Genomic DNA, 16,725 nt, shown 5'->3' on the forward strand with positions numbered 1-16,725 from the left:
GAGGCGATTGCGGCGGAGGTTGGGATGGGGCATGCGAATGTGCGGCTGATAATAGCTGATCCTCAGTAAGAGACCTCTGGATAGCGCTGGTCACCATTTTACGACGGTCTGTTACCCCAGTTGTCGTACCGAGGTCCATCTGAGGCGGGCGGCGCAACTGGAGCTTGCATCCGAACACTGACCGGCACTGGGAAGTCGACACCCATGAGAATGGCTTCACCGGGAACCAACCCTGGCAACAGACGGGTAGCCGAATGGTCGAGTTCGGCGGCGGCCTGCTCCACTCGTTGGCGGTCGCGTCCGTCAGCGAGCCGATGAACGATCGTCATGCCGACTTGGCTAAGTACTCCGGCAGGGAGGTCTCCCGGGCGTTGGGTTGCCATACACACCGTGAGGCCATACTTGCGACCCTCCTTCGCGATAGAGTCAAAGGCGTTCAGGCGCGTGCTAGAGACCTCGTCTCCAACGGTGACGTCGAAAAACTGATGCGCTTCATCGATAGCAACGACGAGCGGGATCTCCTTCAATTCATCGTTCCGTGCGCGCGTCAGCAGAGCCTGGCCAAGAATATTCACGATGATCTCGCGAAGGTGATTGGCGTAAGTCAGGTTCCGCAGCGAGATGCGAAGGACGTGCGCATTGGCATCGTCGAGCCAATCTTTGATCTCCGTGAGGGCATCGTTAGTTCCCGTCGGCGGATCGATGACTCCCATAATCTCGGCCGTCTGGACCAAGTCGTTGATGCGACTGACTAGCGTGCTGACGTAGCCAATTTGTGTGTAGTCCAGCCCGCCATACTGATCCTGGGCGTTTCGATCAGTGGGCCATACGCACTCCCACTGGATCTGGCGGGCAAGCAGCTTCAGATCGAACGGGGCATTACTATCCTCCATGGCGGTGCCGTAGGCCTTGTTTGCGCTGCCAAAGGATGCGATCTTTAGGCCTGCTTTCTTAATGGTTCCTTCGGTGTCGACGATCGCTTGGTGCTCGGCCGTCGCCGAGTTGTCGGCGGTAATCGCATGCGCCAGTCGCAGACTCCTGATCGCTTCTCGAAGTTTCGGCAATTGTGTGCCGCTCGATGGGTTGATGAATGCGCTCCGATCCGCCTCGCGCATGAGGTGGTGCGGTATGCCGACTAGCGTGGTGCCGCTTGGCTCGTCGCTCAGGGAACCGAACGCGAGATGCTTGGCGTTTGCACCGAGCGTGTGGAACTCGCCGGTAGCATCGATGAGGATCATCTTGCCGCCGAGTCGTCCGACGCTCTCAGCGAGATGTCCGAGCGTCCAGCTCTTGCCAGATCCCGTCGCACCGACGACTGCGAGGTGCCGTCCAAAGAGGCGTGCGAGAGGCACGGCGACCTCAACAGAGTCATCCACGGATAGACGACCGAGGATCAGTGGGGTGTTGCGATCGGCGGCTCCGCCTTGAAGAACTGACAGGATTGCTTCGGCGCTTGCCGCATAAACGGGGTCGCCAACTTTCGGATACCTCAAGATGCCGCGAGTCGCCTTGCCGTCGAGGTGAAGAGTAGACAGGAGCTGAATCCGCCCCTCGACAGCCACCCGGTGATCTTGCTGTGTGAGCGTATCGAGATTGTTGGTCGTCGATCCAACTCGAAGAAGACGCCCAAATGCGGCCGTGCCACCGACGTCAATGACGACGAACTCGCCAACTTCACCGCGCCCCAAATACTCACCGAAGTGCGAGCGTGGGAGTTTTGTCGCGGCACTGAAGGTGACGTCAGCAAAGGATCCCTCCACCTGGTAGATCACGCCGACCTGGCGTTCAGGGGTGAAAGGATGGAGCTTCATCGATTGCCTCCCATCCGGCGTGGAGAAACACGCTCGTCGTGGGCGTCTCGCTCCTCCTGAGGAGGTGTGTCGGGTAGGCGCTGCACCAAGTCATCGAAGGTCCCCGTGAACATGCTCAGCCGCCGATCACCGCGCTTGATGAGATCTTCGACCCACTTGATCGACTCGGCACGAGTACCGTTTCTTGCTCCGGGCGTCACTACAACCGCTCGGAGTCCGATGTTGCTGCGCAGCGCTGCTTCGATTGGTGCATTCAGGTGATCGTCATTGAAACCGAAACCCACCAAGATAAGTCCGACGTCAGGCTGACGAAGCGCGATCTGAAATCGCGACATGAACTCGAGGTAAGGCTGCTTATAGGAGAGCTGATACTTCGATGCAGACGGGTAGATAAGCACCGGATTCTCCGGCGCATCGGAGACCTTTCGGACGGCGGCCCCGTCCGCGCTCCAGTCCACCGAGCCATGGAGTTTCAGCAGGTGGAAGACGCTTGGCTCTAAAGCCAGCTGCTCGTTCGGACGTCGGCGCACGTAATCGAGATCGAATGATCCGCCGTCGAACTCGTGACCTCCGTAGCCGAACCCGTCGATAACATTGAACCTTGCACGGCGGGCTGCTGACTCGAACGCGAGGTCGTAGTTGGTAGTGAACAGCTGCGTGCGCTGCAGCCGGGTTGACCTCCTCGCGACCTTCCTAAGGAAGATCTCGTGGGTATTGACGTCAGTGTCGGCATCGACGAAGCTGCAACGCTCAAGGACTTTCGCTTCGGCTGCAGCGACGAAGTTCGCCAAGTCAGAGTCGTCTGGGGTTAGTGCCTGTCGGGCTTGGGCGTCCGAGAGAACGTGCTCAAGATTCTTGCTGCCTACAAGGTCGGCATTGAGCTTGCCCTCTACGGCCGAGAACTCAGGCAGGGCGCTTACATCGCTCCAAAGGTCACCCATACTGGGGGCCTTCTTTGTGCCATCAGCTTGGGTCATTCCGAGGGATGTGCCTGAGCCAGCCAGGACGATCAAGGTTTCGGCGTTTACGATGAGCCCGAGTTCGTCACGCAAGGCGGCGTCGGTAGAAGCAACGACCGACTTGACTTCCTCTGAATCCTTTTCGCTAGCAATCAGGGCGCGCCATGCGCCGCTCGTGAATGCGCCGAGAACCTCGAGAGGAGGCGGCCACGCTGACCGTTTCGCCTTAACGAACTCATCCTCTGCTGACTTCTGGCTCTCGCTCATTGCCATTCCTCCTGTGCCAGCGGAGACCTGTTGAGTTGCTCTCGTCGGCTGCGCCAATCGGGCAGATACTGATCCATCAGGCTCGTGAACCTCTCGCCATGGTTGCGTTCGAAGTAGTGGGTCATCTCGTGGACGACGATGTATTCCAGGCAGTCGGGGTGCTTCTTGGCGAGTTCGGCGTTGAACCAGATGTGTCGGGTCTCGCGGTTACAGGAACCCCACTTGGTCTTCATGCGGCGAATCGTCCACTTCGGCACGGTCACGTCGAGCGTCTGCTCCCACTTCGCAATGAGGTCGGGGATCTCTTGGCGAAGCTGGTCGCGGTACCACTGGTCGAGATAGATGCGTCGCTTATCGGGCGGGGTGTCGGCGGGCACGTAGAGTACCAGCCGTTCGCCGTCGATCTCGAAGTGCGCCCGACCGGGCCGCTCGACGACCTTGAGCCGGCGACGAATACCCCACACATAGTGCGACTCACCGGTGATCATCTCGCGCTCGGACTGACGCTCGGCGGACCGCAGCTTGTCGCGCTGCCGCTTGATCCATGGCAGACGCTGAATCACGGCCAGGCGCACCTGGTCGTCGTCGAGCCGGTTTGGAGCAGCTACGCGAACGCGGCCCAGCGGCGGGTAGACGCCGATGTGCAGGTTCTTGATGTCCTTGTAGATGACGTCGATGTCGATACCACGGACGGTGAGGTAGGCGTTAGCGGTACTCATCGCGCGCCTTCACCAGTTCAAATAGTTCATCGAGTCGGTCGAAGCCGTCGGACAGCGTACGACTGATCGCTCGCTTGACGACCTTTTCCTTCATCGTGTTACCGACCCAGTCGTGCGGCTTGCTCGTCAAGATCGCGGTGTCCACCTGGATCGGTATTGCCGGATCGGGCCAGCCAAAGTCGATCAGGGCGCGTCGTGCGCCGTTGTCAGCCCAGTCGGGATACTTGGTGTCTGACTCTTTGGTGCCGAGCTGCTTGGCGGCGTCGAGGAGCTTGGCCAGGTACTCCTGGTAGTCGATGGCCCGCTGGCGGCGCTGTTCGATGATGGCGTCGAGCAGTTCGCTCATCTTGTCGTAGTACTTGGGATTCATCGCGTGCTCGTCGATGATCACCTTGCGCATGTTGTTGGTGATCGTCTCGGCGACTGCTTCGGGGTCCTTCTTGATTCCGGCAGGCAGCTTGTCGATCGCACCCGCACCGAGCTTGACGATCAGATCGATCAGGCCCGTGTCTTCGAAGTTGGAGACGACTTCGGAAGCGCCGGCCTGGATGTAGGTGTCGAGCAGGAACCGCATACCGGCCTCATACTGCTTGAAGTCGACGTCCTCACCCGCACCGAGTTTCACTTCAGCCCGCACGTCGACATAGTGCGCGATTTCCTGCTTGATCGCCTCGGCCTCGGTCACGCTGTAGCCAGCGGTGGTCATGTCGTTGGCAAGGTTGGCGTAGGCACGGGTGACGGCCGCAACCGCCTTGTACAGCTCGACGCGCTTGGGCTCGTTAGCCTTGAGCTGGTCGGCGTTGCCCTGCTCCACCGCGCAGAAATACTGCTGGTATTGCAGCGTGTTCTTCGGTGGTGCAACGGGTTCGACGAGGGCGCGGATACGTTCGAGGGCTTCGTCGAGGTTCTCGCGGGCCTTCTCGATCCTGTCCGAGAGCAGTCCCTCGATGTCCTTCTTCTCGTATCCATCGAGGGCGCCGGAGGTGTAGTCGGTGATGGCGTCTTCGAGCGAGTTGAAGAGGTCTTGGTAGTCGATGATGTAGCCGTAGTCCTTGTCGTCACCGTCGAGGCGGTTGACGCGGCAGATGGCCTGGAACAGGCCGTGGTCGCGCATCTTCTTGTCGATATAGAGGTACGTGGCCGAAGGCGCGTCGAAGCCGGTCAGTAGCTTGTCGACCACGATCAACAGCCGCATCTGGCCGGGGTTCTCGATGAACTGGCGTTTGACGGCTTGATCGAACTCCTCGACCTTGTTCACGGCTGTGTCTTCGGGTTCGTCGAAGTAGTCGGCCAGCATCTTGCGGTAGATGTCGTACTGGCGGATCTTCTCGGTCTTGCCCGCGCCGGAGTCTTCCTTGGCGATGTCGCTGGCGTTCGGGGTGTAGCTGGTGACGATGGCGCACTTGCCCTTGAAGCCGGCCGCGACGAACATTTCGTAGAACTTGCAGGCTTGGTAGATGCTGGAGCCAACGAGCATGGCGTTGCCGCGCCCATCCATCAGGCGGGGCTTGGTCTCCATGTCGAGCAGGATGTCGTTGACGATCTGCTTGGCGCGCGGCTCACTGGAGACGACCTTCTGCATGGTGCCCCAGCGCTTCTTGAGCTCGGCCTTGCTGAGATCGGTCATACCCTTGGTTTTGACCTCGAACCATTTGTCGACCTGTGCGGGACTGGTCAGCTCCTGGTCGATGTTGCGGGCTTCGTACTGTAGATCCAACACCACACCGTCGGCGACGGCTTCGTCGAACTTGTAGGTATGGATGAACGAGCCGAAGGTCTCAATACTGGTGGCCTTGTCCGCCTTCAACAGCGGGGTTCCAGTGAAACCGATAAACATCGCCTCGGGCAGCAGTGTCTTCATAGCGGTGTGCATCTTGCCGGACTGGGTGCGGTGGGCTTCGTCGACGAAGACAAAGATGTTGCCCTTGGCCCTGAAGTCCTTCGGGATGCTCGCGTGCAGCTCGTTGATGAAGTCAGCGGTCGTCTCGTCATCGTCGGTGTCGCTGTCGGCAGCACGGAACTTGTGGACCAATGAGCAGATCAGCCACTGCTCGCTGGCATTGAGAGTGCTGATGAGATCGGCACCGCTCTTGGTGCGGTAGATCTGCTCGTTAACGCCGCCAAAAACCTTCTCGATCTGCTCGTCGAGTTCGGTGCGGTCGGTGATCAGCAGCACGCGGGCGTCGGGTTGGCTCTCGCGAATCCACTTGGCCAGCCACACCATCGTCAGGGACTTGCCCGAGCCTTGGGTATGCCAGATGATGCCACCCTCGCGCTTGGCGATGCGGTCCTGGGCAGCTTTGACGCCGAAGTACTGGTTGTGGCGTGGACCCTTCTTGACGCCAGCGTCGAAGACGATGAAGTTGTGAATCAGCTCCAGTAGGCGCGGTTTGCTGCACATCTGCAGCAAGGCCCGGTCGAGCGGGTCAGCGACGTCGGAGGGTTCTTTCCACTCCAGCCAATACTTTTCCGGGGTGTCGATAACGCCATAGCGCAGCCCTTCGACATCGTTGCCGGCGAAGACGAACTGCACGGTCGAGAAGAACGAGCGAATGAACTCCGGTTTCTGGTTGCCGATCGTCTGCCGGATACCTTCGGAGACGGCGACTTTGGATCGCTTGAGTTCCAGCGTGGCCAGGGCCAGGCCGTTGATGTAGAGCACCATGTCGGGGCGTTTGGTGTGCTGGCCAGCGACGGTGACTTCCTCGACGACGACGAAGTGGTTGGCCTCGGGGTTCTTCCAGTCGATCAGCCAGACGGTTTCCGTCTGCTCACCCACGCCAGGACGGACCTTCACGCCGTAGCGCAGCAGCCCGTAGACGTCGCGGTTGGCCTCGTACAGGTCGTGGCCAGCACCGACCGAGGCAGCTCTACCAAGCTGATCGAGGGCGCGATTGATGAGGTTGTCGTCGTAGCCACGAGCGCGCAGGTTCTGCGTAAGCAGTTCGGTCTCGACGTTCGAGTTGCCCTCGCGGTACTCCCAGTTGCCGAGGTATTCGTAGCCGAGCTGATCGCGAAACAGCGCAACCACGCGGTTCTGAGCTTTCCGTTCAATCTGTCCTACATCACTCATCGCTAACCTCCTGCTTCATCGCCTCCTCAACTCCTTCGGTTTCCCACTGTCCATACGTTCTTCGCGTGTTCTTCACCAGCCACTCGGCTCGGCCGTTGGCACTGCGCCCGGCTACGATCGCGGCGGCGGCACTCGGGCTGGCGAAGACGTGGTTGCGGGTGAAGCGCATCGCTGAGCCATCGGACGTTGGCACGAGCGTGCCGTCCTGCTCCAGCTTCGTCCGCAGGCTGGTGTAGCTGTGGCCCTCGCCGCCGGTCCACTTCAATCGGGCGCTGGAGCCTTCGAGCACGGTGAACTCGCCGTCGACTTCCTGCGCGGACGCAGTAATACCGGACTTCTTCAGCGTCATCTCGAACAACGGTGAATCGGTCCGTGTGCTAGCAGCCTCGTCTCGTGATGCTGTCGTAGTCGTTGCCGGTGAACGAAAGATGTTCACTCCGAGGACTGGCAGTGCGATCTTGACCTGCTCGATGAAGTACTCCATGTCCGACACGTCAGCTTCAGGCAACACGATCGGCGGCGGCGTGGTGCCGTTGGTGAGCCGCGCTCTGCTGGCCTGCAAGGCCAGCGCGATAAACCGACTTTCCAGATAGCGGGCGTGCGCCTTGGTCAGGTTCGCGTCTTTACTGGTCAGCACAATGGCTCGATCCCAGAAATCTTTGCCGTTCTGGTCTTCCGAGCGAGCGTGCTGATACAGGCGCTTGCTGACGTCGTCACCCTCGCCGATATAGGCCAACTGGCCGCCGAGGCTGTCCGGGTCATCGCCAAGCAAAATGTAGATGCCGGTGCGGGTCGCCTCGGGACGCTTCAACAGTGCCGCAAGGTCCGAGCGCGGAGCAGCCACAACATGACCGGTCCAGTTCATAATCTCGGCGGTCAGTAAGCCACCGGGTGTGCCGTCAGCTAGGAACAGACGGACTGATTTACCGGCACTCACGAGACAGCCTCCACAGGCAGCCGTGTGCGGCCGGTCAGGAGTTGCTGCATCATGCCGGTCTTGATGGCGCGGGCCTTTTCATGACGAGTCTGGAGCGCCTCGATCTCTGCGTTAGCGTCTAACAGGGCCGTAGCGATCGCACGCTGTTCGTTGATGTCGGTTGGCAACCAGATCGGAAGAGTACGCACCACACCCGCCGTGTAGCTCTGTTGCTTAGTACCCTGTGTGTACCGGAACGCTAGTTCCTCCCCACGCAGGAGGTAGTGAAAGAACAGGAACGATGTATCTAAGTACTCGCTTGGCAAGATGGCCATGCATGACTGATTGGTCGCGGCGGCGGTGCCGAGAATTCCGCAGCTGCCACGCGTGCCAGCCGCTTCCAGTCCAGTGATGGCCATCAGAAAGGTTCCCCTCGGCCATATGGTCAGGTTCGCTGCAAGGAGACCGGCCTCGGTGATGGTTTGCGGAATTCGACGAATCACTCCGCGCTTCAACTCAGTACTTGTCACCCAAGGGATCGAGCCGTTCCAAAAGTCGCGGCGCGATCGTCGAGGGGTTGAACCACTCGAGATCGTCCCAGCGACGTCTCCCCAGGTCGTCTCGCGCCAGGGCGCCGTGAACCCGGGAAGGCGGGTGCGACCGGTCAGGAGCTGCTGCATCATGCCCTGCTTGATCGCCTGCTTCTTGGCGATGAGACGTTCGAGGGTAGCGATTAGGTCGTCGGCGTCTTTCAGCCACTCCACGATCTCGCGCTGACGCTCAATCGACGGCAGGGCGAGCTCGACGTCAAGGAACTTCGTCTTCGCGATATTATAGCGTGTCGCCCCTTGTGCGAGAGACGAAACGAGCGACCTTCCGGCAGTAGACCGAAAGAAGTATGCAAGATATGTTGAATCAACCGCAGCGTCTGGCCGCAGTCGAAAACCAAAGCAGAAGCTGTTCAAGAACGTGGAAATATTGGGGTCAAAATCCACCACCGCGGATAGCGCAACCTCTTCCGGCGTCTCGGAGGACCCGTTGAATAACACATCTCCGCGCTTGACGCTGTTCTGCCGCTCACCTTTCTTTACCTGAACTTGTTCGAGTGCACGACCACTTAGTCGCGTACTGTTAATGACTTCCAGGAACGTTACAAACCGAGCATCTCCTCGTCCGAAGTCGGCCTTGGTTTTTCCTGTTAGGCCGCCGTAGGTACTGCCGACTTCACGGAGTCGAACCGTTGAACTCATTCTCCGACCCCCATTGCAGCCAGGTGGTCGGCGACCTTGGCTTCGAGCCGATCAAGCTCGGAGTCTAGATCTCTCACTGTCGCGGCATACCGCACGCCAAGCTGCTGAATACGCGCAACCAGGTCAAGCGTCAGTGCTTCGACTTCGTCCGAGACGCGGTGCACGACGGTCGTCCGCCATTTGTCGTCGAGTACCAGCGTCTTGATGTCGTCTTCGGTCAGGTCGCCGTACTTCTTGAGCGTGGTGAGGTCGAGTTCGCCCTGGGCGTCCTTGACTGCTTTCTTGGCGGCGGCTTCGGTGTTGTACAGCTTGGTTGCGTTCTGCAACGCTTTGACCTCGTCGGGATCGCCGCCGGTCTTGATTGCCTTTAGGCGTGCGGCGACGAGTGCCTTGGAGATCTTGTCGTCGTCCATGGCGTCTGCGAGTAGTCCGTCTTCGACAGCGTGGTCCTCGATGTACTCGTCGACTACTCTGGTGGCTTCTTCGGCTGCCGCGGTGAGGTTGTCGATGGCGGTCTGTTCGTCGGCGAAGTAGCGCGCCACGATCAGTGCTGGCGGGATGAGGTCCATCTTGTACTTGGTGGCGCTACGGCCGGAGCCGACCACCAGGTCGGGCGTCTCGGAGAGCTTGCGCTCCTTATCCTCGATGGTCTTGCGCGGTGTGGCGGCATTCAGCCAGCCGTCGGCCATAACCAGGTAGACGTCGTCGTGCATCGTGTCGTGCCAGTAGGTCATGAGTTGCTCGTAGACGTCGTACTCGTCGAGCAGCGGCATCGGCTTGAAACGCTCCAGCAGGTCGTCGCTGATGGTCGCGATGAGGTCGTTCGGCTTCGTGTCGGCAGTGATGCCGGCCAGCGTGTCGCGGTGCGTGGCAAACCAGTCCTCGACAATGCTGGTCGCTTCATCGCGGAGCTTATGGAAGCCGGGTGCGTCGAAGATGGCTTGCTGCACGGTGCTGACGTCAATGGCGAGGTCGCTGTAGCCGGGGCGGTTCGGTGTGAAGATCTGGCTGCGCAGCTGTGGGAACGCGTCCCAGTAGTGCTGGAGTGCGTCGAGGTCGCGGTCGGGGATGCCGCCGTGCAGGTGGGCGCTGAGGTCTTGTAGGTCTTCGGGGTCAGAGGAGTCGATGTAGCGCGGAATGTTGAGGTTGTAGTCGTTCTTGGGATCGGCGATCTCGCTTATCGGCACCATGCGCGAATAGCGGTCGATCTCGATCTGCTTGTTGAAGGTATCGACGATTTTGTGGATGTCCTGGCTGCGCAGACGGTTCTTATTGCCGTCCTTCATGAAGCCCTTGGATGCGTCGATCATGAAGACGCCGGTGCGGGCCTGGGCGTTCTCCTTGTCGAGGATCACCACGCAGGCCGGAATGCCGGTGCCGTAAAATAGGTTTGCCGGTAGGCCGATGACGCCCTTGATAAAGCCCTGCTTGAGTAGACGGGTGCGGATCGTCGCCTCAGCGTTGCCGCGAAACAGCACACCGTGCGGCAGGATGATCGCTGCTTTGCCGGTGCTCTTGAGTGAGGTGAGCGCGTGGAGTAGGAAGGCGTAGTCACCGTTCTTCTCGGGCGGGCGACCGTACTCGAAGCGACCGTAGTCGTGTTCGAGGCCGTTGTTCCAGGACTTCACCGAGAACGGTGGGTTCATGACGATGTAGTCGAAGGTCCGCAGCCGGTCACCCTTGGTGAACTGTGGGCTGGTGATGGTGTCGCCCTTTTCGATCTCAGCGATCTCGTTACCGTGCAGGATCATGTTCATCCTGGACAGCGCCCAGGTGGCGTTGTCCTTCTCCTGGCCGTAGATCGTCATGCCGCGCGGCGCTTCGGCGGCAGCTTTGAGCAGCAGCGAGCCGGACCCGCAGGCGGGGTCGTAGACGGTCTGGTCCTGGCGGGTGTTCGGTCCGATGCCGACCACTTTGGCGAGGATGCGGGAGACTTCGGCCGGCGTGTAGAACTGGCCCTTGGACTTGCCGGATTCGGTGGCGAAGTGGCGCATCAGGTATTCGTAGGCGTCGCCGAGCAGGTCGTCGCCCTCGGCGCGTGAGCCGCGGAAGTCGAGGTCGTTGAAGATGGTGATCAGCTTGGAGAGACGGTCCTGCATCTCCTTGCCTTTGCCGAGCTTCTCTTCGTCGTTGAAGTCGGCCTGGTCGATGACGTTGCGTAGGTCGTTGGCTTCGGCGAGGCGGGCGATAATCTTGTTGAAGCGGTCGCCGATCTCCTTGTCGCCCTTGGCGGCGAGCATGTCGTCGAACGAGCCACCCTCGGGCACCTCAATGAGGCTGTTCGCGTCGGTCTTGGCCTTGTCGGAGACGTACTTCACGAACAGCAACGTCAGGATGTAATCCTTGTACTGGCTGGCGTCCATACCGCCACGAAGCTGGTCGCAGCTCGCCCACAGTGATGAGTAGAGATCCGACTTCTTGAGCGCCACAGCTGGTCTTCCTGTTGTGTCTGTAGGCATATATGCTGCCTATTGTACCAATATTCGAACATTTGTGCGAGCAACGTACGGCCGCGTTGCACGCCGGGATTGAGCATGCCAGAGGGGGGTGACATCCGTCTGCACGGTCACTGCGTTTCGGCACGCCAGTTCCATGCGATCCCTGTGAACAGTCCGCCGTACTGGTCGTGGGTCTGCGAGCGCACCACGTTGCCCTCGGATGGATCAAGAATGCGGCCGTGCCTCGGCGAGCCGGGGCGTTCGAAGTACGTCAGGCGTTCGTAGCTCCAGATCTGTTCGGGTGTCGGGCCGTGGAACTCGACCTCGATTGTGGCGGTGAGGGTGCGTTCGTGGAAGGCGCGTGCCTCTTCGATGATCGCTTCGGGCTGGCCGTAGTCGTCGTCTGGGACCAGTCGGAATCGCAGGTCGTAGGTACGTCCCCGTTTCATGGGGCCGTTGTGCCAGAACTGGTGACTGTAGCTCTGACCCACTCGAACGGTCTTTACTGTGAAGTCGCCCTCGGGGATAGGGCGTCCCGGTTAGGAGCTGCTGATTGCGATGTAGTCGGCTTCGTCGAACAGAGCCATGAAGCGGTAGTGCTCGCGGGTCTGCTGCCACTTCCGATCGACGACCAGGGTGGAGACATGGACGGATTCTTGGATGATGCCGTTGTGCATCTCCGGTATACGGGCCGAGACGGGTGACTGGGTGTACCAGCCGGTCAGGAGCTGGACTCGCAGGTGTTCGATCGCGGCATCTTCGCGGTCGGCGACGGTGTCGACCTTGCGATCGATAGTGTGGCCGTACCGTTCGCGTCGTTGCCGGAGCATGGGCAGATCGCCGTAACCCGGTGCGAGACCGTACGCGGCCAGCAGCAGGTCCGGCTCAGGGTCTCGTAGGGACTGGATCGCCGAGATGAACCGGTCACGCAGGTTGTCGAACGGCTCGTCGCCTCCCCCGAGTACGTGGCGGAGCGTGCCTGCGTCGACGATCCGCGTGGCGGTAAACCCAGACCCCTTACGCATGAACAGCAGGTCATCGGTGAGATCTGCGGCATTGTGCCGCCGTGCTTCGTTCACCTGTCACCTCCTGAAGTGAGCGTACTGGTGCGTGGAGCTGTGTTCCGATTCCTTTCCGATTCTCTCGATGCCGTGCCCGTTGTTGCGACGGTGTTCGTGTCAGTGCAAACAGCCTGGCGAATTCCGATTCACCGAAAGGAGCTCGTGCCATGTCGGCTATCGAGCGCTACACGCAGCAGTCCATCGTTCCCTCCCCGTCCGCCTCGGGTGGTCGACTCTCGCGCCAAACGGCGCGGGAGCTGGCCGCGATCGACCAGTCGACCGAACTCCGGTCGGCCACGATCGCCGCAGCCGGCGAGGTTCAGCAGGCCAAGGTCGATGCCATCGCCCGCACCGGCGCCTACGCCATGCAGCAGGCAGCCTTGGTGGCGCAGGTGCAGCAGCAGCTTGCACTGGCTGCACCTGCGGCGTCCGGTGACCTGGACTTCATCAAGACGATGACGGTCATCGGGATGGGGCAGGCGGTCGCCGATACCGCGCGTGCGGTGAACCGGCGATGAGCACGCTGGTGGTGCTCGCGCTGATCGCCGCTGTGGTGCTGGTCTTGTATTGGGCGTGGTGGCGCTGGCGGATCGCGCGATATGAGGCCGAGCGCCGTGCTGAGATCGCGCAGGCGGCTCGGGCACGTCGGCTGGCCGAACTGCGGATCAATCACCTGGCGCAGTCGGCGCTGGAGCAGATGATCGAGGCCGCTCAGTGCGACCGCTTCAACCCGCCGCCGTCTCGATAGTTGGAGGCCTGGTCGGGTGCTGGCAGGCGCCCGACCAGGCCAGATCGGCCACATCACTTCTCAACCACTTCACGCCAATGAACCCGTCAAGGAGTCACGTCATGACCACCTCCCACCCTACGAGATCCGAGTTGCACGTCGGCCGCGCTGAGCTGACACGCTTCGTTCGCGAGCAGGCCGAGCGCACCCGTGATGAGCTGGGCTTCGGTTGGATCGGTGTCGCCACTGCGCCGAGCACGTATCAGCAGCTCCGTGGTGCTTTTGCGCGTTCGACCGAGACGGGTGATCCGTTGCCGGTGAGCAGCCTGTTCTGCGAGTCGACGATCTACGAGGCACCCGATGACAACGTCCGGTTCCGCTACTACCACGACGTGCATCATGTGCGGCTGGGGTTGAGCTTCAACCTCGACGACGAGTTGGAGCTTGCGCAGTGGCATCTCGATGAGCTGTCTTTGGCCGGTTTCGGCAAGGGCAGTCTGCCGTACGAGCTGATGACCGCTGATCTGGTGGGCCAGATCTTCCTCATGGGCGTCATCGGACGGTTCCCGCTCGACCAGGGGCGTTTCGTCGCAACCTGCCATGAGGCTGGGCTCGTGTCGGGCCTGCTTGCTGAGATTCGGCGACTGCCATGAGTGGCGGCGATCCGGGACGGATCGGCAGCCGTCTTGTGGACGTGTGCCTCGGGCTGCTGCTCGCGGCGATGGCGCTGTACGGGGCGGTCAGCATCCTCAAGGCCATCTGGGTGTACCTGTGCATCATCGCGTTCGTAGCGGGTGTCGGCGCATTCGTGTGGTGGAGAATCTCCTCGAAATTCAGGGGCTGGTGATTTCCCGTGAGTGCTATTCCGACCGGTGTTGCGGAATTGTCAACGACGCCACATTTACCCTTGCGATTTTCGTGCAATGCGTTCATAGTCTGCCGCACGACTTGCATTTCTATTTCGAAACGCATTGTGAAAGTCGGTCCATCACCTAATTCGGGAAGGAGGTAGATCCATGTCAACTACACACAATGACGAGAACGGCGCGAGCAAGAATGCGCCCTATCGAGCCGATCGGAGGGCGGCTCGTCGCAGCGGGCTGAAACGCGCTCGGCACAGTCGACAGATCATCGTCCATTCCGAGCGACGCGAGCAGCCCGACGTGCGCAAGATCGCGCGGGCGATCATCGCCATGGCGATGGCCGATGCCGAACGCGAAGCTCAGGCCGAACGACATGCTCGCCAGGACGTGGAGGGCTCCGATGAGTAGCTGTGGATCGCTCTCGTGGACCCAGCTGGAGCTTCCCTCCCCGCTTCCGGTCGAGGCGGCGCGGGCAGCCGTCAGCGCACTGGCTGGTCTGAGTGGTCAGCCGCGTCTGGTCCTGGAAGCGCGTGGCGAAGCCGGCGGGGTCACCTGGTTCCTCGGTGCCGAGCCTGCAGCTGCCGGCCGCGCGGTCGCCGCGATGTCTGTGCATCTGGTCGGGCTGCGTGTGGTGGCCGGTCGTAGCCCTGCGAGCTCGACGGCTGCCGTGGCGGTGCGTTTGCCGGGGCATCAGCGGGCCGCGTTGACAGTGGGTGCGACCGACCAGGTGGCTCGTGGCGTACTTGCGGGCCTGTCCGGTGCGGATCACGGCGAACTGGTGCGGTTGCAGGTGATTCTCGGTCCGCGTCACCGTCCGCGCCTGATCGCCGGTGCACCCAGTCGTCAGCGGACACGGGATAACGCCAAGTTCGGTGAGCATCGGTTCTCGTGTGAAGTGCGGATCGGTGTGCGTGCTCGTGATCGTGCCCGGGCGCAGCGGCTGGTCGGGGACGTGGCGGCGCCGCTACGTGGTCTGGAAGCGCCGGGGGTAGCGCTGCAGCTGAAACGGTCGTCGTTGCGGTCGCTCGACGAGGCGCGCGATCCTCTGTGGTGGCCCAGTGAGCTCGGGGTCACGGAGTTGACGGCGCTGCTGGGTTGGCCGATCGGTCCGAAGGATGTGGAGTTGCCAGGGGTGCCGTCGCCTCATCCTCGACGACTTCCGGTTGCTGCACGAGTTCCGCGGGCTGGCCGCATCCTGGGGGACTCGGTGCTCGATCGTGACCGCCCGGTCGGCCAGGGGGTCGAGGAGGCCAAGCGCGTGATGCACGTGATCGGCCCGATGGGGACCGGCAAGTCGACCATGCTGGTGAATCTGGCACTGGCCGACGCGGCCGCCGGGCGGTCGGTGGTACTCATCGACGGAAAGGGCGACGCCTGCACCGACTTCCTCGAGCGCGTCGATCCAACGCGGCATGACGACATCGTGGTGGTCGACCCCGCCGATACTCACCCTTTCGGGGTATCGGTGTTCGACGACGGTCAGCCGGAGCGGTCGGCCGATGTGATCTTCGGGGTGTTCAAGAGCCTCTACGGTGATCAGCTCGGTCCCCGCAGTAGCGACCTGCTGCACGCATGCCTACTGTCTCTCGCCCGGGTGGGCGGCTGTTCGCTGGCGATGGTGCCGATGATGTTGTCGAATCCCGCGGTGCGGCGGCCACTGGTCGCCAAGGTCACCGGCGCCGATCCGTTGGGACTCGGGGCGTTCTGGGCGCACTTCGAAGCTTTGTCTGATGCCGAGCGCACGCATGTTATCGCACCGCTGCGCAACAAGCTCGACCCGATCCTGACCCTGCGTCCATCGCTGCGGGCCATGTTCGGGCAGGCCGACCCGAGGTTCGCGTTGCGGGAGTTGTTTCTCGAACCGGATCGGCGGCCCATCGTGGTCATCTCGCTGGGGAGTGCGGAGCTGGGACCGGAGGGTGCCCGCCTGATGGGCTCGATCCTGCTCGCGTTGATCTGGCAGACGGCACAGGAACGCACCCGCGTGCCGCAGTCGCAGCGACATCCGGTGATGCTGTACCTCGACGAGTTCCAGGAGATCGTCCGACTCGGTGACCTGGTCGATGCGCTCGGGCGGGCTCGTGGTCTCGGGGTGGCGTTCGCAGCGTTGGCGCACCAGTCGCTCACTCAGCTGACCCCGTCGATGCGCCAAGCGGTGATGGCTCACGCCCGCAGCCGGGTATGTTTCCAGCTCAGTCCGCAAGACGCCAAGGACATCGCCGCCACCACCAACGGCGCCCTTACTGCCCGCGACTTCCAGGAGTTGCCCGCCTTTACCGCTCAGGCGTCGCTGTTGGTCGAGGGTGACCGGATGCCGTGGTGCACGATCCGAACCCATCCGCTGCCACCGAAGATTCAGTCGGCCGCACACCTTCGTCGCCGCTCTCGCAATCGCTACGGTCGTCCGCTCGGCGAGGTCGAGGCCGAATTGCTGGCCATCGGCGGCTGGACGCGAAACACCCCGGCGGACGAGTCGTTCGGCCGGAGCCGCCGCGCCGGAGGTGAGGCATGACTGCTCAGCGACCGGTCACACAGTCGGTCTACACCCCGGGGCAGGTATACCGCTCGGCGTACCGTCCGCCCCTGATGGCGATGCCGTACGTGCGCAGGTCAGCGGCGAGTTTCCTGGAACTGGGGCAAC

14 protein-coding genes are annotated in these 16,725 nt (G+C 61.6%); 5 read left to right on the forward strand and 9 right to left on the reverse strand.

Translation table 11 applies throughout. The features are described from left to right. Window positions 1-98: 98 nt before the first annotated feature. From ABD732_RS13825 to ABD732_RS13865, 9 genes are all read right to left on the reverse strand, one after another. Entirely contained in the window at window positions 99-1,811 is a 1,713-nt protein-coding gene (locus tag ABD732_RS13825) for an ATP-binding protein (RefSeq protein WP_344784708.1), read from the reverse strand. Beyond that, window positions 1,808-3,037 (reverse strand): SIR2 family protein, encoded by a 1,230-nt coding sequence (locus ABD732_RS13830; protein ID WP_344784710.1) that lies wholly within the window; start codon window positions 3,035-3,037, stop codon window positions 1,808-1,810. Before ABD732_RS13830 ends, ABD732_RS13825 begins: the two co-directional genes overlap by 4 nt. Further along, window positions 3,034-3,756 carry a M48 family metallopeptidase gene (locus ABD732_RS13835; protein ID WP_344784712.1) on the reverse strand — a complete coding sequence of 241 codons (723 nt, stop codon included), beginning with the start codon at window positions 3,754-3,756 and terminating at the stop codon, window positions 3,034-3,036. Before ABD732_RS13835 ends, ABD732_RS13830 begins: the two co-directional genes overlap by 4 nt. Beyond that, the gene (locus ABD732_RS13840) at window positions 3,743-6,829 is read right to left on the reverse strand and encodes a type I restriction endonuclease subunit R (RefSeq protein WP_344784714.1); all 3,087 of its coding nucleotides are present in this window, start codon (window positions 6,827-6,829) and stop codon (window positions 3,743-3,745) included. Before ABD732_RS13840 ends, ABD732_RS13835 begins: the two co-directional genes overlap by 14 nt. After that, window positions 6,822-7,766 (reverse strand): GIY-YIG nuclease family protein, encoded by a 945-nt coding sequence (locus tag ABD732_RS13845; protein ID WP_344784716.1) that lies wholly within the window; start codon window positions 7,764-7,766, stop codon window positions 6,822-6,824. Before ABD732_RS13845 ends, ABD732_RS13840 begins: the two co-directional genes overlap by 8 nt. Then, on the reverse strand, window positions 7,763-8,995 hold the full coding sequence (locus ABD732_RS13850) for a restriction endonuclease subunit S (RefSeq protein ID WP_344784718.1): 1,233 nt from the start codon (window positions 8,993-8,995) through the stop codon (window positions 7,763-7,765). The genes ABD732_RS13845 and ABD732_RS13850 overlap by 4 nt, the downstream gene beginning before the upstream one ends. Further along, window positions 8,992-11,424, reverse strand: a complete 2,433-nt coding sequence (locus ABD732_RS13855) for a type I restriction-modification system subunit M (RefSeq protein WP_344784720.1) — start codon at window positions 11,422-11,424, stop codon at window positions 8,992-8,994. The genes ABD732_RS13850 and ABD732_RS13855 overlap by 4 nt, the downstream gene beginning before the upstream one ends. A 137-nt stretch (window positions 11,425-11,561) precedes the next feature. After that, window positions 11,562-11,882 (reverse strand): hypothetical protein, encoded by a 321-nt coding sequence (locus ABD732_RS13860; protein ID WP_344784722.1) that lies wholly within the window; start codon window positions 11,880-11,882, stop codon window positions 11,562-11,564. A gap of 90 nt (window positions 11,883-11,972) precedes the next feature. Beyond that, window positions 11,973-12,512: a hypothetical protein gene (locus ABD732_RS13865; RefSeq protein WP_344784724.1), complete on the reverse strand. Its 540-nt coding sequence runs from the start codon at window positions 12,510-12,512 to the stop codon at window positions 11,973-11,975. A 149-nt stretch (window positions 12,513-12,661) separates the two neighbouring features. Between ABD732_RS13865 and ABD732_RS13870 the strand changes: the two genes are divergently transcribed. The 5 genes from ABD732_RS13870 (at window position 12,662) to ABD732_RS13890 (ending at window position 16,596) form a co-directional block, all read left to right on the forward strand. Further along, window positions 12,662-13,012 carry a hypothetical protein gene (locus ABD732_RS13870; RefSeq protein WP_045536712.1) on the forward strand — a complete coding sequence of 117 codons (351 nt, stop codon included), beginning with the start codon at window positions 12,662-12,664 and terminating at the stop codon, window positions 13,010-13,012. After that, a complete protein-coding gene (locus ABD732_RS13875; protein ID WP_045536710.1) occupies window positions 13,009-13,242 on the forward strand; it encodes a hypothetical protein in 234 nt (77 codons plus the stop codon). The genes ABD732_RS13870 and ABD732_RS13875 overlap by 4 nt, the downstream gene beginning before the upstream one ends. Window positions 13,243-13,343: 101 nt before the next feature. Beyond that, window positions 13,344-13,874: a hypothetical protein gene (locus ABD732_RS13880; protein ID WP_344784728.1), complete on the forward strand. Its 531-nt coding sequence runs from the start codon at window positions 13,344-13,346 to the stop codon at window positions 13,872-13,874. After that, window positions 13,871-14,068: a hypothetical protein gene (locus ABD732_RS13885; protein WP_163847106.1), complete on the forward strand. Its 198-nt coding sequence runs from the start codon at window positions 13,871-13,873 to the stop codon at window positions 14,066-14,068. The genes ABD732_RS13880 and ABD732_RS13885 overlap by 4 nt, the downstream gene beginning before the upstream one ends. A 359-nt stretch (window positions 14,069-14,427) precedes the next feature. Next, entirely contained in the window at window positions 14,428-16,596 is a 2,169-nt protein-coding gene (locus tag ABD732_RS13890; protein WP_344784733.1) for a type IV secretion system DNA-binding domain-containing protein, read from the forward strand. Window positions 16,597-16,725: the final 129 nt, after the last annotated feature.

The organism is Gordonia caeni (assembly GCF_039537105.1).
GTDB classification, from domain to species: Bacteria; Actinomycetota; Actinomycetes; order Mycobacteriales; family Mycobacteriaceae; genus Gordonia; species Gordonia caeni.